The following is an 18,970-nucleotide window of genomic DNA, read 5'->3' as shown; positions in this document are numbered from 1 at the left end:
CCTGAGAGGGCGCCCCGCCCGCCGGGGCGGGGCGCCCTCTCAGGCGCGGCAGATGATCTCGCCGTGCAGGACGGCGTACCAGCCGTCGTCCGCGGCGGCCCAGGTCTTCCAGCCGTCGTAGATCCGCCGCAGCTCCTCGCGGGTCGCCTGCCCGCCGGCCACGGCGCGGTCGGCGACGGGAGAGTCGAGCATCCGGCCGCCCCACGACTCGCTCCACCACTCGCGCTCCTCGGGAGTGGAGTAGCACCAGCTCGACGCGGACGCGGTGACGTCGGCGAAGCCCGCCTCGCGGGCCCAGGAGGCCAGGCGCCGCCCGGCGTCGGGCTCGCCGCCGTTTCCGCGCGCCACCTTGTAGTAGACGGGCAGCCAGGAGTCCATTCCCGGCGGGTCGGGGTACCAGACCATGCCGCCGAAGTCGGCGTCCCGGGCCGCGACGATCCCGCCGGGGCGGGTGACGCGGCGCATCTCGCGCAGCGCCTGGACGGGGTCGGCCACGTGCTGCAGGACCTGGTGGGCGTGGACGACGTCGAACGTGCCGTCGTCGTAGTCCAGGGCGTGGACGTCGGCCACGGCGAAGTCGACGTTGCCGAGCCCGTGGGCGGCGGCGCTCTTGCGGGCCTCGGCCAGCACCACCTCGGCCGCGTCCACGGCGGTGACCCGTCCCGGGGCGACGCGCTGGGCCAGCCCGGCGGTGATGGTTCCCGGTCCGCAGCCCACGTCCAGCACCGACTGCCCGGGGCGCAGGTGTCCGATCAGGTAGGCGGCGGAGTTCTCGGCCGTCCGCCACTGGTGGGAGCTGAGCACGCTCTTGTGGTGGCCATGGGTGTACGCGGTCATCGGGATCACCTCTCTGTGCGATGGCCCCGACCCTACGCCGACTTCTCAAACCCTGAGAAACGAATCTCAATATGCAAGACGCTTGCAGGTCCGGGCATGCGTCGAGGCCGAGGCGGGATCGCCTCGGCCTCGATCGATGCTCATGCGGCCAGACGGCCAAACGGCAGGACGGCCAGACGGTTAGGCGGCCAGCGCGATGCGGCGGCCGCGCGACGCGCGGACGGCCGGGACGGGGACCGGGGTGGGGGGCTGGACGGGAAGCGCCTCGACCACGGCCAGGGCGGGCAGGGTCTCGGCGTAGGCGTTCAGCGTCAGATGAGAGAGCTCGGTGAGCCACGGCTGCACGACGGTCCGCTCGGCGGGCCCGTCAAGCCGCGGGTGGGAAAGATGGAATGTGCCGGTCGCTTCGCTCACTGCCAACACCCCTTCCTTAAGCCCGGTGGGCCGCGCCTGTGCGGGTGCCACCGGTTGTCACATACCCCTTGGTACGTCTGAACAAGCCACTTGGTTCGGCTCGTGTTCCCGGATGTCTCCGAGATCACATGCTCAACCTACGCATCACCACTGACATTCTTCGAACAGATTTTCGGCCCCCAACGGGCTAGTCGGGGCGTGGTGCCGGGTCGGTGGTGACCGCTCGTAGGAGCGGGCGGCTGAGGGCGCCGGCGCCGAGGATTCCGCCGAAGCCGAGGACGACGAACGCGCCGAGGGTCGCCAGGCCGCGAAGGCCGAACTCCACGGCGAAGGGCGAGGCGAAGAACATCCCCGTCAGCAGGGAGCCGCCGCCCATCACCAGCAGCGGGACGAAGATCTCCTGCCGCCGCGCCCGGTCGAGCACCGACAGCGGCGTGCCCGCGAGGCGCAGCATCGCGTAGGTCTGCCGCCGGTCCAGCACCGCGGACGCCCCCGTGATGCCCGCGCTGGTGACGGCGATGAGGAACGACACGGCGAGCACGGTGAGCGCACCTGTGCGCAGGTCGGCCAGCAGTTCCCGGTCGGTGGCGTCGTCGTCGGACGGGGTGGTGGCGACCGTGCCGGGGACCACGCCGGCCAGCGCGGTGCGCGCCCGGTCGACGGCGGCCGCACCGCCGGGGACGGTGACCGTCACGGTGTCGTCGCCCTGCCGCCCGGCCTCCGTCGCGGCGCTCTTCACCGCCACTCGCGCCTCGATCCCGGCGAGCCGTCCCGTCACCTGGTCCGCGACGGCCGCGGAGCGCACGTGCGGGACGGTCAGCCGGAGGCGGTCGGTCGGCCCGAACGTGGACGCGGACGGGTTCATCAGCGCGAGGAAGCCCGCGACGAAGCCGGTGAGCGCGACGCCCGCGACGGTCCGCCAGGCCGAGCGCGGGTCGTCCATCAGGCGGCGTCCCGCGAGCAGCCGCGCGGGCCGGCGCGCCATGCCCGCCATCGCGCGGCCGATCAGCGCCACGACGAACGGCCCGGCCAGGTTGATGGCGAGGAAGGCGAGGGCGAGGAAGACGAGCAGGATCGCAAGGCCGAGCCGTCCCATGCCCAGGAGGTTGCCGCCGACGGCGGCGAAGGCGGTCAGGACGCCGAGGAACGCGACGAGCCGGGCGGCGCGCATCCCGGGCGGGGTCTGGCGGCGCGCGACGCCGAGCGGGCTGACGACCACCCGGCGCAGCCCGGCGACCGCGCTGACGCCGACGAGGACGGGCACCGCGAGGAGGACGGCCGCGAGCGCGGGCGGGGCGGGCCACAGGTCGCGGGCGAACCAGCCGCCGCCCGCGATCGTGATGTGCGCGAGCGCGGGCATCGACGCCGCGTACAGCAGGGCGCCGGCGAGGGCGCCCGCCGCCGCGGTCAGCACGGCCTCGGCGGTGGTGATCGCGACCACCTGACCCGGGGTCGCGCCGACCAGCCGCAGCGCGGCCAGCCGCCCGTCCCGCCGCGCGACGGTGAGCCGCGCCGCGGCGCCCCCGAACACCAGCAGCGGGACGACCATCAGGGCGGACGCCAGGAGCATCAACGCCTGGTACAGCTGCGCCCGCGGGGACACCGCGCCGGAGCCGAACCGGTCGATCCGGGTCGGCGCGGCGGCGGCGTGCATGCCGTTCGGGTCGGTCCGGGGCGCCGTCATCGCCGGGTCCCCGGCGGTCCGGCCGACGACCGCGACGAGCTCGCCCGGGTGGACGAGCGCGGCCCGTCCGAGCGTCCCGGCGGGTGCGGGGAGGCGCTGCGCGAGCTGCCCGGCGGGCATGTCCTTCGACAGGCGGACGAGCGCGGGCGACGCCCAGACCTCGCCGGGCTTCGGGAACCGCTCCATGCCGGGCGGCACCGGCGGCCGGTCGCCCAGGGCCGCCAGGTCGACGACCGTGATCGGCCTGCCCCGGACGTAGTCGGTCGACAGCGCCTCGATGACCGTCGCCGTCCCCTTGGCCTTGTCCGGGTGCCGCCATGCGTCGGCGTCGGCCCGCTGCCCGAACGCGTGGTTGGCGCCCACGGCGAACAGCAGGAGCCCGGTCGAGACGGCCACGGCGGCGAGGGTGAGCAGGGAGCCGAGAAGGCCGCGCGGGCCGCCGCCGCGCAGCAGCCGCCAGGACAGCCGCAGCTCCGTCCGCATCACGCGGCCTCGGCGGCGGTGTGCCGCAGGCGGCCGTCGCGCACCTCGACCGTCCGGTCGCACCAGCGGGCGACGGCGGGGTCGTGCGTGACCACGATCAGGGACGCGCCGTTGTGCCTGGTCGCCTCCACCAGCAGCCGCATGGTGTCATGGCCGGTCGTCTGGTCGAGCGCGCCGGTCGGCTCGTCCGCGAACACCACGGCGGGGCCGGTGACGAGGGCCCGCGCAATCGCGACGCGCTGCGCCTGCCCGCCGGACAGCTCGCCGGGACGGCGGTTCTCCATCCCGGCGAGGCCGAGCGGCCGGAACCAGGCGCGGGCCGCCCGCACCGCCTCCGCGCGGGACGTGCCGTCCAGCATCAGCGGGAGCGCCACGTTCTCGTCGGCGGGCAGCTCGGGCAGCAGCTGCCCGAACTGGAAGACGAACCCGAACCGGGACCGGCGCAGGGCGCTGCGGCGGCGCTCGCCGAGCGCGTCGATCCGCTGCCCGAGCAGGCGCACCTCCCCCGCGTCCGGCTTCATGATCCCGGCCAGGCAGTGCAGCAGCGTGGATTTTCCCGAGCCGCTCGGGCCCATGATCGCCACGGTCTCGGCGCGGCCCGCGGCGAGGTCCACGCCGTCCAGCGCGACGGCGGGGCCGAAGCGCTTGACCAGGCCGCGTCCGGACAGGACGGGCTCGACCGGCTCGGTCACGCCGCGACCCGCCGGTCGTCCTCGGGGCGCAGCTCGACGACATCGGCGCCGGGCGGCTCGTCCGGGCGGCGCCTCCGGACGGACTGGACGATCTCCATGGCGGGCATCACGAGGCCCCCGTAGATCACGAACACGGCGAACACGGCGATGAGGGGTGCATAGATCAGGTACATGCCCTCATCGTGCGGTGAGCGGCAGGCCGCCCACATCGGACGGGCGGCCCGTCCATGAGGCGCGACATCGGCCGAATGGTCGATCCGGGGGTCGCCCGGGGGTCGTAGCCTGCGGGACCATGAACGACACGGGGACGGGGCTGGACCGCATCCAATCGGTGGGCGGCTGCCTCCTGCGCATCGCCTACGGCGGCTTCGCGGCCCTGTTCCTGCTGGCCTGCCTGATCGAGGCCGGGGACGTGCCGGGCCTGTGGATGATCGTCCTCGCCGCCGTGGCCAACGCCGCGGCGGTCTCCGTCCGGCACCTGATCCCGCTGGCGATGGCCGCCGCCGTGCTGTCGGCGCTCAGCACGCTGTTCCTCGGGATGGCGGTGCGCCCCGATCTCAGCAACCCGAGCGTGTTCGCCGAGGTCGGCGCCCTGCTCCTGGTCATCGCGCGGTCTGTGTGGAAGGTGCGCCGCGACCGGCTCATCCCCCTCACCGTCCCGCTCGCCGCGGTGGTGCTGACCATCCCGCTGCGCTGGTCGCCGGTCGCGGCGGTGCTGTTCACCGCGCCGCTCGGCATCCTCGTCGCGATCGCGCTCGGCGTCGGGCTCTACCTGCGCGCGGTGGACGCCCGGCGGTCCCGGTCGCTGTCGGCGGCGCGCCGGGACGAGCGGCTGGACCTCGCCCGTGACCTGCACGACTTCGTCGCCCACCACGTGACGGGCATCGTCGTCCAGGCGCAGGCCGCGCGGTTCGCGGCGCAGTCGGGGACGGCGCAGTCCCCCGACCAGCTCGACACGATGTTCGCGGGGATCGAGAAGGCGGGCACCGAGGCGCTCACCTCGATGCGCCGCATGGTGGGGCTCCTGCGGGACGCGCAGAACGTCGGCGCGCCGGACGGGGACGCCGGGGCGGGCGCGAGGGCGGACGGCGACCGGGGCACCAGGACCCGTCCCGTCGGGGACCTGGCGCAGGTGCGGGAGCTCGTCGAGGGGTTCACCCACCCGCCGGCGACCCTCGTGCTCGCCCCCGACCTCGGCGCGCTGCCGCCCGAGGTCGCCACGTCCGTCCACCGCGTGGTGCAGGAGGCGCTGACCAACGTCCGCAAGCACGCCGCGGACGCCGCGTCCGTCCGGGTCACGGTCGCGCGGGTGGGCGGCGACTCGATCGAGGTGGCCGTGCGGGACGACGGGCAGGGGCGCGGGCGGCGCCTGCCGTCCAGCGGGTTCGGGCTGGCCGGGCTGGCCGAGCGGGTGGACGCGCTGGGCGGGCGGCTGCGCGCGGGCCCGCGCCCCGAGGGCGGCTGGGAGGTCGTCGCCGTGCTGCCCGGCCAGGGCGCCCGCGAGAGCTGAGAGAATCGGGCCCGTGACCATCCGCACGCTGATCGCCGACGACCAGGAGATGGTCCGGACCGGGTTCCGGATGATCATCGACTCGCAGCCCGACATGGAGGTGGTCGGGGAGGCCGCCGACGGCGCCGACGCCGTCGCGCTGGCCCGCCGCCTCCGCCCCGACGTGTGCCTGTTCGACATCCGGATGCCGAAGATGGACGGCCTGGAGGCCACCCGCCTGCTCGCCGGCCCGGACGTCGCCGACCCGCTGCGCGTGGTCATCGTCACGACGTTCGACATGGACGAGTACGTGTACGGGGCGCTGCGCGGCGGCGCGGTCGGGTTCCTGCTCAAGGACAGCGGCCCCGCCCTGCTGGTGGAGGCCGTGCGCGCGGCCGCGAACGGCGAGGCGCTGGTCTCCCCGTCCATCACCGTCCGGCTGCTGGAGCGGCTGGCGACGCCGCGGGCCGAGCCGCCCGCGCCGCCCCGCGAGGCCCTCACCGAGCGCGAGTTGGACGTCGTCCGGCTCGTCGCGCGCGGCCGGACGAACGAGGAGATCGCAGAGGAGCTGTTCGTGTCGCTGTCCACGGTCAAGACGCACCTCGGCAGCGTCCAGCGCAAGCTCGGCGCCCGCAACCGCGTCGAGACGGCCGCGTGGGCCTGGGAGACGGGCCTCATGGGCTGACCGGCACGCCACGGACGGACGACCGACGAGCGCACGCGGGGGGACAGGGCACTGGCACCGGAGTCGATGAGCGGCCTGCCCACCACGGTGCTGGCCGTGTGGATCCTGTGCGCGACGGGATGGGGCGTGATCCTCGCCGGGCTGCGGCGCGGCCTGCACGGCCCCTCGCGCGGGCCCGCCCTGTTCGCGCACACGGTGACCCCGGCGGCGGTCGTCCTGACCTTCTCCCTCGTCGGCTTCGGCTCGCTGTACGCGATGATCGCGCTCACCGCCGAGTGGTGGGCGCTGGCGCTGGTGACGGGCCTGCGCCCCGAGCGGCTCCTGGCCACGGGCGGGCTGCGGCGGCTGGCGGCGTGGGGCGTCCTCACCGCCGCCGCGACCCTCGCGGCGGAGCGGCTGATCCTCTGACACGCCGAATTACCGTCCCGGGCGGGCGAACCCTCGGGGGGCGTCGCAAGTCAAACCTACGTAGTATCCAAAGCAACAAAGCACAAAACCTCGGAGGTGACTCATGCCGTGTGCGCTGTGCGGCGACATCATCCCGACCGAGGTCGCCCGCTGCCCGGCGTGCGGGGCATGGGCGCGGCGGCGCGACTTCCGCGCCGTCGGCGTGGCCGTCTTCATGCTGCTCGGCTTCAACGCGTTCATCGCGCTCGGATCGGGGATCAGCCTGCTCCGGCTGGCGCACCCGTTACGCGGCGCGACCCACGACACCTATGACCCGGACGCGACGGGCCGGGCGCTGGCGCCGTACTCCGACGTGTTCCTGATCGGCGGGGTCATGGCGGGCGTCACGGGCCTGCTCTACCTCGCCTGGCTGTGGCGGGCGTACGGGCAGTCGCCGGGCCCGCACCGGCACCACCGGGCGTGGGTGGTGCTCGGCTGGCTGTGCCCCGTGGTGAACCTGTGGCTGCCGCCGCGCATGGTCTACGAGGTGTGGGTGAACAGTGGCCGGTACCGGACGGCCGAGCGGCAGGCGGCGGGCCTCGTCGTGGCCGGCTGGTGGGCGTGCGTCCTGGTCGGCCTGCTGCTCGCCCGCATGTTCACCGGCGGCAGCGTCGATACCCTCGCCGAGGCCCGCTTCGACGTCCACGTCGGCGTCGCCGCCGCGGCCTGCCAGGCCCTGGCCGCGGCGCTGTGCATGGCCACCGTCTTCCAGATCACCCGCCTCCAGGTCGCCCGCGATTCCTAAGGCCGGGTGGGTCCGGAGCTGCCACCGCTCGCATGCCAGAGGCGCGCGGCTGGAGGTCGTTTGACGGCCGGACCCGCGTGGCCGATGTCGGCGTAGGGGGAGGTCGCGAAGCCTGTGGGGTGGACGATCCGGCGGCCTACCGGACGGCCCTGCGAGCCACCCGTCCAGGCCATGGCGGTGCGGACGGCGTCCGTCCCGCCACGCCGCCACTCCTCGTTCAGGGTGGCCAGGTCCCAGCAGGCGGCGGCGGTGACGGACACCGCCCGCGCCCCCGCGTGCCGGACCCGCCCCCGGACGACCATCAGCCACGACCCGAACACGGTGGCGGCGCACCGGTCCTGCACCGACTCGAAGAACGCCAGGTCGATCGGGCCGGTCGCGTCGTCCAGCGTGGCGAAGATGACGCGCTGCCCCGATCTGACCGCCGGGGTCTGCGTGGCGACCTTCACCCCCGCGACCAGCACCTCGCTCCCGGCGGGCCGGTCCGGCAGGTCGGCGGCGCGGACGACCCCGAGGGCCGCCAGCAGCCCGTCGTAGAAGCTCAGCACGTGCCGGCTCACGTCCAGGCCGAGGATGTCCAGCTCCGCCTCGACGACCTCGGCGGGCGTCATCGGCGGCAGCCCGCCCGCGGGGATCCGCTCGGCGGGCCCGGTCTCCAGGCCCGGCAGCGCACCGCCGCCGTCACCGTCCTCGTCTCCGTCCTCGTAGCCGAGCGGGAGCTGCCCCGCCGCGACGCCGCGTCCCGGACGGGCGGTGACGCGGTCGAGCGCGCCGACCTGGCAGAGCAGGTCGCGGCGCGGCACCTCCGGCGCCGCGTAGAGCGCGTCGAACGCCCCGGCCAGGACGAGCCGCTCGGCGATCGGGCGGGACACCCGGGCGCGGCGCCAGAAGTCGGTCAGCGAGCCGTAGGGCCGTCCGGCGACGATCCGGTCGGCCTCCGCGTCGGTGATCCCCCTGACCTCGCTCAGCGCGACCCGGATCCCGGTCGTCCCGCCCGCGGAGACCGGCTCGGCGTGCCAGTCCACGGCCGACCGGTTGACGTCCAGCGGGAGGATCGGGACGCCGAAGTGGCGGGCGTCGCCCAGGATGACGCGCTTGGGGTACATGCCGGGGTCGTGGGTGAGGACACCGGCGTAGAACGCCGCGGTGTGGTGCCGTTTCAGCCACGCCGACTGGTAGGTGGGCAGCGCGAACGACGCGGCGTGGGCCTTGCAGAACCCGAACGCGCCGAACGCGGTCAGCGTCCGCCAGACCCGCTCCACGGCCGCCTCGCCGTAGCCGCGGGCGAGGGCGCGGTCGCGGAACCACGCGCCCACCGCGGCCTGCCCGCGTTCGTCGCCCAGGGCGCGCCGCGCCGCCTCCGCCCGGGACAGGCCGCAGCCGGTCATCACGTCCAGGACGCGCAGCACCTGCTCGTGGAAGATCACCACGCCGAGGCTCTCCCGCAGCACCGGCACCAGGTCGGGGTGCGCGTAGTCCGGCTCCCGGCGCCCGCCGCGCGCGTCCAGGAACGGCGTCACCATGTCGGAGGCGACCGGGCCCGGGCGGAACAGCGAGATGTCGATGACCAGGTCGTCCAGGTCGCGCGGCTGGAGCCGGCCGATCAGCTCCCGCTGCCCCGGCGACTCGATCTGGAAGCAGCCGAGCGTCCGGGACGTGCGGATCAGCGCGAACGTCGCCGGATCGTCGCGCGGGACGGCCTCCAGATCGATCTCCTCCCCCGACACCCGCGCGGCCTCCGCGACCGCGTGCGCCATCGCCGACTGCATCCGCACCCCGATGACGTCGAGCTTCAGCAGGCCCATCGCCTCGACGTCGGCCTTGTCGAACTGGCTCATCGGGAACCCGGCCGCGCTGCGCTCCAGCGGCGTGCGGTCACGCAGCGTCGCGTTCGACAGCAGGACGCCGCACGGGTGCATCGCGATGTGGCGGGGCAGCCCGTCCAGCCGCTCGGCGATCCGGAACAGCACCTCCAGGCGCCCCTTCGCCAGGTTGCTCTGCCGCAGCTCGGGCAGGTCGTCCAGCGCGGCGCCGATCTGGCTCGCCCGGATGTGCGGGAACGCCTTGGCGATCGCGTCGATCTCCTGCGGCGGCAGCCCGATCGCATTGCCGACGTCGCGGATCGCGCTGCGCGCCCGGTAGGTCTCCATCATCGACACGCACGCCGTGCTCCCGGCGCCGAACCGGTCGAACAGCGCCTCGTACGCCTCCAGCCGCCGCGCCGACTCCACGTCCAGGTCGATGTCGGGCAGCCCCTCGCGGCTGTCGGCGAGGAACCGCTCCATCACCAGGCCGTGCCGGAGCGGGTCGAGGTCGCCGATGCCGAGCAGGTGGTTGACCAGGCTGCCCGCGCCCGAGCCGCGGATCGCGCAGCGGATGCCGCGCGCCCGGATCAGCGCGGCGGCGTCGGCGACCGTGAGGAAGTAGGCGGCCAGCCCCTTGCGGGCGATCACGCCGAGCTCGCTCGCGAGCCGGTCCGCCGCCGCCCTCGAACGCTCCAGCCCGCGCCCGGCCATCCCCTCCGCGCACCGCGCGGCGAGGCGCGCGCAGGCGTCGCCCTCGATCTCGGGCAGGTGCGCCCGGTCCATGCCGAGGTCGCGGCCCGGGTCCAGGACGCAGCGCTCCGACAGCCGCCGGGTCGCCGCGAGGAGCGCGCTCGCCTCGTCCCGGTCCGGGCCGCAGCTCAGCTCGGCGACCCGGCGCATCTCCGGCACGGACTTGAGGTAGGCGTGCCCGGTCCGGTCGTCCAGGTGCCGCCGGTCCAGCGGGACGAGCCGCCGCGTCACGTCCAGCACCTGCGCGACCGGGTGGTCGGCCGGCTCCAGGTAGCGGACGGCGTTCGTCAGCACCGCGGGGACCCCGGCGCCGCGGGCCAGGGCGAGCATCCGGGCGGCCCGGTGCCCGTCGCCGGCGTCGTGGTGGTTGACGATCTCGATCACCGTCTCGGCCGTCTCCCGCCAGGCCGCCAGCCGCCGGGCCGCCTCGTCCGGCCGCCGCGCCGCGATGGCCCGTCCGACGTCGGACGCGGGGCCGAGCAGCACCACCAGGCCCTCGGCGTGCGCGCCGACCAGCTCCCGGTCCACCACCGGACGGCCCCGCTCGCCCGCCTCGTGCGCCGCCGTGACCAGCCGGCACAGCGACCGCCACCCGGCCCGCCCGGCGGCGAGCACCACGGCCCGCCCGCCCTCCGGGCCGAAGGGGCCGAGGTCGGCGCCGACCACGGCGCCGATGCCCGCCTCGCCGCACGCCCGGACGTGCCGGACCGCGCCGTACAGGCCGTCGCGGTCGGTCACGGCCAGGGTCTCCATGCCGAGCTCGGCGGCGCGGCGGGCCAGCGCGGCGGGCGGCGCCACGCCGTACCGGAGCGAGTAGGCGGAGGCGACATGCAGGTGCACGGCGGCCTCAGTCCCACACGCGGGAGAGCAGCCAGGTGTCGGACGCGGCGTCGTAGCGCAGCTCGTACACCCCGATCTCCCTGTCCGGGGTGGCCTCGACCCTCCAGAACTCCCGTTCTCCGGTGGCCTCGCCGTCGGGCTGCTGCTCCCGCCACCAGTCACGGGTCGTGACCCAGTGCTCCAGCACCCGCCGCACGGTGTAGAGCCGGCCACGCCAGACGAACCGGACCGGACGTCCATCGCTCACCCAGACGTCGACCGGATCGCCGAACACGCGTGTCATCTGCCTCCCCCTCGCGCTCACCGCACGGGGGAAGACATGCGGCCACTCGAACATACGTTCGCAGGCGAGTCTAGAGAGGCGCGCGACCGGGAGGCAAGGCGGGGGCTTGCCTCGACCGGCGCCCGTCAGTGCCGTTCGGGCGTCGCTCAGGCACGGCGTGAATCCCTCCCCTCCCCACGTGTCAATTACGTTCGGCGATGGTTATTTTACTAAGGGTGAGGTCAAGGCTCGGAGGATGCCATGGGTGAGAACACGGACGGGGACACCGGACAGGCGGAGGCCATCGCGATCGTGGGGGCCGCGTGCCGGTTCCCCGGCGGCATCGATGACCTGGACCAGTTGTGGGAGGCGCTCAGCACGGGGCGTGATCTGGTCGGGCAGGTGCCGCCGGACCGGTTCGAGGCCGACCGGTTCGTCGATGAGTCGATGCCGCGCAAGGGCAAGAGTTATACCGCCGCCGGTGGGTTCCTGGGCGACGTGGCCGGTTTCGACGCCGGCTATTTCGGGATCTCGCCGCGCGAGGCCGCGCAAATGGATCCCCAGCACCGCCTGCTGCTGGAGATGGCGGCCGAGGCGCTGGACGATGCCGCCATCGATCCGGCCACCTGGGCGGGGACCGATGCCGCCGTGTACGTGGGCATCTCCGACACCTCCTACGGGGCGCTGCAGATGCTGGCGACCGACACCGTCAATCCTTACACCATGCCGGGCGCGGCCTCTTCGATCGCGGCCAATCGGCTGTCGCACTTCCTGGACCTGCGCGGGCCGAGCATGGCGGTGGACACCGCCTGCTCCTCGGCGCTGGTGGCTCTGGATCGTGCCTGCAAGACGCTGCTGGAGGGCACCAGCCCCACGGCGCTGTGCGGAGGCGTCAACGCGCTGCTGAGCCCGTACCACTACATCGGGTTCTCCCAGGCGTCGATGCTGTCACCGACCGGGCGGTGCCGGTCGTTCTCAGCGGGCGCCGACGGGTATGTGCGGGCCGAGGGCGCCGGGCTGGTGGTGCTCAAGCGGCTGGCCGACGCGCTGGCCGACGGCGACCGGGTCCACGGCGTCATCCTCGGCAGCGCGGCCAACAGCGACGGCAGGACCATGGGGCTGGCTCTGCCCAGCGCCGACGCCCAGGCGGACCTGCTGCGGCGGGCCTACCGGCGGGCCGGGGTGCACCCTGACGAGCTGGTGTACCTGGAGGCGCACGGCACCGGCACCCCGGTCGGCGACCCGATCGAGGCCCACGCCATCGGACGCGCCCTGGCCGTCGACCGCGGCACCGGCGCGCTGCCGATCGGATCGGTGAAGTCCAACCTGGGCCATCTGGAGCCCGCCTCGGGCATGGCGGGGTTGTTCAAGGCCCTGCTGGTGCTGCGGCACGGCATCATCCCCGCGTCGCTGCACACCGATCCGCCCAGTCTCGACATCGACTTCGCCGGGCTCAACCTGGCCACCGTCCCCGAGCCGCGGCCGGTCGCGGGGGTGGAGCGCCCGGTGGTGGGCGTGAACTCCTTCGGGTTCGGCGGTACAAACGCCCACGTCCTGCTCACCGCACCGCCCTCGCCCGCCGCGGGCTCCCCCGGGGAACCGGTGGGCGAGGCGGTTCCGGTGGTGGTGACGGCGCGGACACCCGGCGCGGCGGCCGAGGCGGCCGCGCGGCTGGCCGATCGGCTGGACGGCGCGTCCCAGCAGGAGTTCTACGACATCGCCCACACCACCTGCCGCCGGAGGGGAAGGCACCCTTACCGCGCCGCCGTGCTGGCGGCCGGCGCCGCCGAGGCGGCCGGCCGGCTGCGCTCGGTGGCTGCCGCCAAGGCGGTGGGCAACGGCGGGGTCGTGCTGGTGTTCCCGGGCAACGGATCGCAATGGGCGGGAATGGGCTCCGACCTGCTGGCCGGTGACGCGGTGTTCCGGGCGGCGGTCGAGGCCGTGGACGCCGAGCTGGCCTCCTACCTGGAGTGGTCGGTGGCCCGGGAGATGGCCCTGCCGCCCGGCGAATGGCGGTTGTCGGCCACCGAGGTCGCCCAGCCGATGCTGTTCGCCGTCCAGGTGGGACTGGTGCACATGCTGCGCGCCCGGGGCGTGGAACCGGCGGCGGTGGTCGGTCACAGCGTCGGGGAGATCCCCGCCGCCTACGCCGCCGGAATCCTCACCCTGGCCGACGCGACGCGCGTGCTGGCCGAACGCAGCCGGGCGCAGGCCCCGACGGCCGGTGCGGGCCGGATGGTCGCGGTCGGCCTGGAGCGCCGGGAGGTGGAGGAGATCCTGCCCGGCTTTCCCGGGGTCGAGGTGGCCGCGGTCAACGCCGGCGATCACGTCACGGTGTCGGGTCCGGCCGGCCAGCTCAAGCTGCTGGTCACAGAGCTGGCCCTGCGGCAGGTGGTCTTCCGCGAGCTGGAGCTGGACTACGCCTTCCACAGCGCGGCGATGGACGGCGTACGGGACACGCTGGAACGGACACTGGCGAAGCTGAAGCCGGCGGCGGCCCGCGTGCCGTTCGTCTCGACGCTGACCGGCGGCCCGCTGGAGGGCACCGCCCTGGACGCCGAGTACTGGGCGCGCACCGTGCGCGAACCGGTGCTGTTCGCACCGGCCGTGGAGACGCTGCTGGACATGGGGTTCGAGCTGTTCGCCGAGGTCGGCCCACAGCCGGTCGTCCGGCCCTACCTGCGCCGCGTCATCGCCGCCCGCCAGGACGGCAAGACCCGCCAGTCGGGCAACGGCGCGGTGACCCTGCCTACCCTGCGGCACGGCGACGACGGCGTCAGCGGCACGCAGGCGGTGGAGACCGCCCTCACCACCCTGATCGCCGCCGGCGCCGAGCTGGACTGGCGGATCCCCTTCCCGCGCCCGGGGAAGGTGGTGGACCTGCCCGCCTACCCTTGGCAGCGCGAACGCCACTGGACCGGCGGTCCGGACTCCTGGGTGCGCTCCATCGGCGACGGCCGGATCGACCATCCGCTGCTGGGCGAGCGGCTGCCCGTGCTGGAGCCGACCTGGTACGGCCGCATCGAACCGGTGCTGGTGCCGTGGCTGGCCGACCACCGCGTCGGCGGCTCGGTCGTCATGCCGGCCACCGGGCACGTGGAGATGCTGCTGGCGGCCGGCCGCCGGGCCTTCGACGCGGCCGCCGAGGTACGGCACATGGAGATCATGCGGCCGCTGGTGGTGCCGTGGGGCGACGAGGGCGGCGTCCACGTCCAGGTCTCGCTGTCGGCCGAGGACGGGGTGGCGACCATCGCCGGCGCCGAGACCGGCGGCGGGGAGATGGCCGAGTACGCCCGCGGGCAGGTGCGGCGGCTCCTGCGCCCCCGGCCGCCGGCGCTGGACCTGGAGGCACTGCGGGCCCGGCTGGGATGCGGCACCGGCGCTGAGGAGCACTACGCTCTGGCCGACCGGTTCGGGCTGCGCTACGGGCCCGCCTTCCGCGTCCTGACCGGGTTCCGCAGCGGCGAGACCGAAGTGCTGGCCGCCTACCGGCACGACCCCGCGGCCGATCGGCGGGCCGACCGGTATGAAGTGCATCCGGCGCTGCTGGACGGGGCGTTGCAGGCGGGCGTTCCGCTGCTGGCCGGTCTGCTGGCCGACGGGCGGGGGTACCTGCCGTCGGCGATCGAGGCGGTGCGGGTGTGGGAGCGGCCCGGTCAGGCCGGGTTCGTCCATGTCCGTCACCGCTCCCGCACCCAGACCGAGATGTGCTGGGACATCGTCGTGACCGACGAGCACGGTGCGGTCGCCGTCGAGATCGAGGGCTGCCGGCTGCGCCGCTACGAGATCAGGCAGGGCGTGCCGCTGTCGCGGCATCAGGTGGTGCTGCGGGCCGCTCCGCGTCCGGACGAACCAGCCGAACGCAGCCCGCTGCCGTCCCCGGCGCAGGTCGTGGACGCCGCCGCCGAAGAGATCTCCGAGTTGCGCGCCGACTGGCACCGGCAGGACTACGGCCCTGGGGCCGCCCGGGTCCTGGAGGTGGTCGCGCACTCCTTCGCCGAAGCGATCCGTGGCCTGCTGGCGGCACCGGCCGAGCCCTTCGGGGTCCAGGACCTCATCACAGCGGGGATGCGACCGGACCACGGCCGGCTCATCGAGCTGACGGCGCCGCTCATGCAGCGGCACGGCCTGATGACGGCCGAAGAGCCAGGACGGTGGCTGCTGGCCACCGGCCAGGGCCGGGACGACGCGCGGCGGCTCCTGCGCGACTCGATCATCTGCCATCCGGCCAACAGCGCCGAAAGCCTCCTGACCGCGCGCGTCGCCCAGCATCTGCCAGAGATCCTGCGGGGCACGTGCGACCCACTGGAGCTGCTGATGCCCGACGGGGCCTTGGAGTCCCTGGAGCAGCTCTACGACCTGGCCCCGGCGGTGCGGTTCCACAACCGCATCGCCCAGGCCCTGATGCGCCGGATCGTCGCGCGATGGCCCGGCGACCGGCCTCTGCGGATCCTGGAGGTCGGCGCGGGCACCGGCGGCATAACCGCCGCCCTGCTTCCCCTGCTGCCGGCCGACCGCACACGGTACGTCTACACCGACGTCTCGCCGCTCTTCTTCAACCGGGCCCAGAAACGGTTCGCCGACCATGACTTCGTCGAGTACCGCACTCTGGACCTGAACGCCGACCCGGCCGGTCAGGGTTTCACACCGGGCACCTTCGACATCGTGATCGCCGGCCACGCCTTGCATGTGGCCGGGGACCTGGCCGCGGCCCTGCGCCGGGTGGCGGGACTACTGGCGCCCGGCGGCCGGCTCCTGGCCGTCGAGGCGCACGACCCGGAACTTCTGGTCATGTTCTTCGGGGCTCTCGACAGCTTCTGGAACATCGCCGACCCCGAACTGCGGCCCCGTTCGCTGCTCCTGCCGCGCGACCGGTGGGCACCGCTGCTGCGGCGGTGCGGCTTCCCCGACGTCGCGCAAACCGGCGACGATCGCCGGCCGTGCCGGGACCACTACTCGGTCATCCTCGCCTCCACCTGCGCCGACCAGGACGCACAGCACCCGGCGGCCCACGCCGATGGTGCCACCGGGTGGCTGGTGGTGACCGAGAGCGCCCGTGACGACGTGCTCGCCGAGGCCGTGGCGAACCGGCTGCGTTCGGCGGCGCGGGGCGCGGCCGTCGTGAACGCCGGCAGCGGCCTGGCCTCCGAGGCTCTGGCCGGTCCGCTGCCCGACGCCGACCGGGCCGGCATCGTCCTGCTGCTGGGCGAGGACGGCGCCGAGGACGCCGACGGCCTGGTCCGGCAGGCCACCCGGCGCGCCGCGCTCATGCGCACCATCGCGGGCGTCCACCGTCCCGGCCAAGAGCCGACGGCGTTCTGGCTGGTCACCCGGCCCAGCGGGGTTCAACCCGCGCCTGAGCGGGCGCTGGAGCCCGCCGACGCCGCGGCATGGGGCGTGGCGCGCTCGCTCGGCAACGAGGAACCGGGCCTGCGGGTGCGGCGTGTGTCGCTGGACCGCACCGGCGAGGCCGAGACCGACGCCCGCCGGCTGGTGGCCGAGCTCACCGCGCCCGACGACGAGGACGAGATCGTGCTGACCCGGGGCGGGCGTTTCGTGCCGCGCGCGACGCCCCTGCCTCCCGTCCGTACCGCGCCCGCCGAGGCCGCCTCGGGCCGGTGTCCGGCGGCCTACCGGCTGCGGGTGCGCGAGCCCGGATTGTCCTACCGGCTGGCCTGGGTGGAGACCGGGCCGCTGGAGCCGGAGGCCGACGAGGTCGTCATCGACGTGGCGGCCGCGGCGCTCAACTACCGCGACATCATGCTGGCGGTCGGGCTGCTGCCCGCCGAGGCCGCTCAGGACCGGCGCATGGAACAGGGGCTGGGGGTGGAGTACGCCGGTGTGGTGGCCGCCGTCGGATCGGCGGTGACCACCGTCGCGCCGGGGGACCGCGTGGTCGCGCTCGGCCTGTCGGCCATGGGCACCCAGGTGCGCACCGTCGAGCACGCGGTCTCACCGATTCCGCCGACCATGTCGTTCACCGAGGCGGTGACGCTGCCGGTGGCCTTCCTCACCGTTCACTACGCACTGGAGCAACTGGCCCGGGTGCGTCCGGGCGAAACGGTGCTGGTGCACGGCGCGGCCGGCGGGGTGGGCATGGCGACCCTGCAGTACGCCGGACACCGCGGCGCCCAGGTGATCGCCACCGCCGGCACGTCCGCCAAACGGGATCTGCTGCGGGCGATGGGTGTCGAGCACGTCTTCGACTCGCGGAGCCTGGACTTCGGCGAGCAGATCATGGAGCTGACCCGAGGCCGCGGCGTCGACGTCGTGCTCAACTCGCTGTCGGGCGAGGCCATCGCCCGCGGCCTGGAGACACTCGCGCCGGGCGGCCGGTTCATCGAACTGGGCAAACGCGACATCTACGAGAACAAGCCCCTGCTGCTGGGGGCGTTCAAGAACAACATCACCTTCGCCGCCCTGGATCTGACGCGGTTGATGAACGATCCACGGTGCCTGGCACCCCACTACGACGAGATCGCCACGCGGATCGCCGCCGGCGCCTACCGGCCCCTGCCGCACCGCGTCTTCCCCGCCGCCCGCGTCCAGGAGGCGTTCCACCTGCTGCAGCATTCCCGCCACATCGGCAAGGTCGTCATCGCCTTCGACCCGCTGGACGAGGCACCGCGGGTCGAACGCCTTTCCCGGCGCCCCCGCCTCGATCCCGGCGCCACCTATCTGGTGGTGGGCGGACTGGGCGGATTCGGTGCGGCGACCGCCCGCTGGCTGGCCGATCTCGGCGCCCGCCACCTGACACTGATCGGCCGGCGAGGCGCCGGCACCCCCGGCGCCGACCGGCTCCTGGCGGACCTGGCGGAGCGGGGCGTCCACGCCACCGTCCAGGCCCTCGACGCCACCGACCTGCCGGCGATGCGCGCCGTCCTGGACGGCATCGACGCCGGCGGGCACCCGCTGCGCGGAGTGGTGCACTCGGCGATGCACGTCGACGACGACCTGCTGGTCAACCTGTCGGACGAGCGGATGGCCGCGTCCCTGGCGCCCAAGGTCGCCGTCGCCTCCGTCCTGGACGCCCTGACCCGAGACCGGGAACTGGAGTTCTTCCTGATGTACTCCTCCTCCGCCGGGTTCATCGGACAGCCGGGCCAGACCAACTACGTCGCCGGCAACCTGTACCTGGAGGCGCTGGTGCGGCAGCGCCTCCAGGCCGGCCTGCCGGGCCTGGCGATCGCCTGGGGGGCGCTGGGCGAGACCGGCTACGTCGCCCGCAACGAGCTGGCCGGCAACATGGCCCGGCTCGGCGTCGAGACCGTCACCACCGACGAGGCGCTCACCGCCGCGGGCCGGCTGCTGACCGGTGAGCAGGACGTGGCCGGGGTCGGCCGCTACAACTGGGGACGACTGCGGGAACTGGTCGGCAGCTTGGCCACACCCCGCTACAGCATGCTGATGCCGCCGATGTCGCCGGCCGGCGGCCAGACCCGCGAGGAGCTGGTACGGGAGCTGGCCGCCCTTCCCCGATCGGAGGCGCAGCGGCGGATCGCCGGCTACCTGGCGATGTTCCTGGCCGAGGTGTTCCAGATGCCCGCCGACCAGCTCGACCACGACCGGCGGCTGGACGAGTACGGCCTGGACTCGCTGATGGGCGCCGAACTGCTGGTCATGCTGCGCGAGCATCTCGGGCTGGACATCCCGCCGATGGAACTCGTCCGCAGCGCCGGCACGATCACCGAGATCTCCCGCATCATCCTGACCCGCCTGGGCCTGGTCGCCTCCGAGGCCGAGGCCGAGCCGCCCACGCAGGCCGACGCCGATGGGACGGTCCAGAACGACGGCGCGGTGGTGGAACCGGCGTCCTCCTGACCGGAGACCAGACGGT

General features: G+C 74.4%; 12 protein-coding genes. 5 read left to right on the top strand and 7 right to left on the bottom strand.

Annotated elements, in window-relative coordinates; genetic code table 11:
• Nucleotides 1-39 precede the first annotated feature (39 nt).
• From E1298_RS14495 to E1298_RS48075, 5 genes are all read right to left on the bottom strand, one after another.
• Nucleotides 40-837: a methyltransferase domain-containing protein gene (locus tag E1298_RS14495; protein WP_131893333.1), complete on the bottom strand. Its 798-nt coding sequence runs from the start codon at nt 835-837 to the stop codon at nt 40-42.
• A gap of 180 nt (nt 838-1,017) precedes the next feature.
• Nucleotides 1,018-1,251 carry a hypothetical protein gene (locus tag E1298_RS14490; RefSeq protein WP_131893331.1) on the bottom strand — a complete coding sequence of 78 codons (234 nt, stop codon included), beginning with the start codon at nt 1,249-1,251 and terminating at the stop codon, nt 1,018-1,020.
• A 187-nt stretch (nt 1,252-1,438) separates the two neighbouring features.
• Nucleotides 1,439-3,418, bottom strand: coding sequence for an ABC transporter permease (locus E1298_RS14485; RefSeq protein ID WP_131893329.1), 1,980 nt, complete (start codon nt 3,416-3,418; stop codon nt 1,439-1,441).
• Nucleotides 3,418-4,110, bottom strand: a complete 693-nt coding sequence (locus tag E1298_RS14480; RefSeq protein ID WP_131893327.1) for an ABC transporter ATP-binding protein — start codon at nt 4,108-4,110, stop codon at nt 3,418-3,420. Before E1298_RS14480 ends, E1298_RS14485 begins: the two co-directional genes overlap by 1 nt.
• Nucleotides 4,107-4,283, bottom strand: a complete 177-nt coding sequence (locus E1298_RS48075) for a hypothetical protein (RefSeq protein ID WP_165975458.1) — start codon at nt 4,281-4,283, stop codon at nt 4,107-4,109. Before E1298_RS48075 ends, E1298_RS14480 begins: the two co-directional genes overlap by 4 nt.
• 119 nt (nt 4,284-4,402) lie before the next feature.
• On the opposite strand from E1298_RS48075, the gene E1298_RS14475 reads away from it, so the two are divergent.
• The 4 genes from E1298_RS14475 to E1298_RS14460 all read left to right on the top strand — a co-directional run bounded on the left by E1298_RS14475 (nt 4,403) and on the right by E1298_RS14460 (nt 7,476).
• A complete protein-coding gene (locus tag E1298_RS14475) occupies nt 4,403-5,620 on the top strand; it encodes a sensor histidine kinase (protein WP_131893325.1) in 1,218 nt (405 codons plus the stop codon).
• 13 nt (nt 5,621-5,633) lie between these two features.
• Nucleotides 5,634-6,284, top strand: coding sequence for a response regulator (locus E1298_RS14470; protein WP_131893323.1), 651 nt, complete (start codon nt 5,634-5,636; stop codon nt 6,282-6,284).
• Nucleotides 6,285-6,350: 66 nt separating this feature from the next.
• The gene (locus E1298_RS14465) at nt 6,351-6,692 is read left to right on the top strand and encodes a hypothetical protein (protein ID WP_243725584.1); all 342 of its coding nucleotides are present in this window, start codon (nt 6,351-6,353) and stop codon (nt 6,690-6,692) included.
• A 103-nt stretch (nt 6,693-6,795) separates the two neighbouring features.
• A complete protein-coding gene (locus E1298_RS14460) occupies nt 6,796-7,476 on the top strand; it encodes a DUF4328 domain-containing protein (protein WP_131893319.1) in 681 nt (226 codons plus the stop codon).
• On the opposite strand, the gene E1298_RS14455 is transcribed toward E1298_RS14460, so the two are convergent.
• Both E1298_RS14455 and E1298_RS14450 read right to left on the bottom strand, forming a co-directional pair.
• A complete protein-coding gene (locus tag E1298_RS14455) occupies nt 7,473-10,871 on the bottom strand; it encodes a DNA polymerase III subunit alpha (RefSeq protein WP_131893317.1) in 3,399 nt (1,132 codons plus the stop codon). The two genes, E1298_RS14460 and E1298_RS14455, sit on opposite strands and share 4 nt — an antisense overlap.
• 7 nt (nt 10,872-10,878) lie before the next feature.
• Complete coding sequence (locus E1298_RS14450) at nt 10,879-11,154, bottom strand: DUF6504 family protein (RefSeq protein WP_131893316.1); 276 nt, start codon at nt 11,152-11,154, stop codon at nt 10,879-10,881.
• A 240-nt stretch (nt 11,155-11,394) separates the two neighbouring features.
• On the opposite strand from E1298_RS14450, the gene E1298_RS14445 reads away from it, so the two are divergent.
• Entirely contained in the window at nt 11,395-18,954 is a 7,560-nt protein-coding gene (locus E1298_RS14445) for a type I polyketide synthase (RefSeq protein WP_131893314.1), read from the top strand.
• Nucleotides 18,955-18,970 lie beyond the last annotated feature (16 nt).

The sequence above is a fragment of the Actinomadura rubrisoli genome, assembly GCF_004349215.1.
Lineage (GTDB): Bacteria > Actinomycetota > Actinomycetes > Streptosporangiales > Streptosporangiaceae > Spirillospora > Spirillospora rubrisoli.
The sequence above is the reverse complement of the archived record's forward strand: the minus strand, read 5'-3'. Positions and strand labels throughout refer to the sequence as shown.

Bases quoted from the DNA above. Each gene is read 5' to 3' on its own strand.
- E1298_RS14495 (WP_131893333.1), bottom strand. From the start codon at position 837: ATGACCGCGTACACCCATGGCCACCACAAGAGCGTGCTCAGCTCCCAC.
- E1298_RS14485 (WP_131893329.1), bottom strand. From the start codon at position 3,418: ATGCGGACGGAGCTGCGGCTGTCCTGGCGGCTGCTGCGCGGCGGCGGC.
- E1298_RS48075 (WP_165975458.1), bottom strand. From the start codon at position 4,283: ATGTACCTGATCTATGCACCCCTCATCGCCGTGTTCGCCGTGTTCGTG.
- E1298_RS14475 (WP_131893325.1), top strand. From the start codon at position 4,403: ATGAACGACACGGGGACGGGGCTGGACCGCATCCAATCGGTGGGCGGC.
- E1298_RS14465 (WP_243725584.1), top strand. From the start codon at position 6,351: ATGAGCGGCCTGCCCACCACGGTGCTGGCCGTGTGGATCCTGTGCGCG.
- E1298_RS14460 (WP_131893319.1), top strand. From the start codon at position 6,796: ATGCCGTGTGCGCTGTGCGGCGACATCATCCCGACCGAGGTCGCCCGC.
- E1298_RS14450 (WP_131893316.1), bottom strand. From the start codon at position 11,154: ATGACACGCGTGTTCGGCGATCCGGTCGACGTCTGGGTGAGCGATGGA.
- E1298_RS14445 (WP_131893314.1), top strand. From the start codon at position 11,395: ATGGGTGAGAACACGGACGGGGACACCGGACAGGCGGAGGCCATCGCG.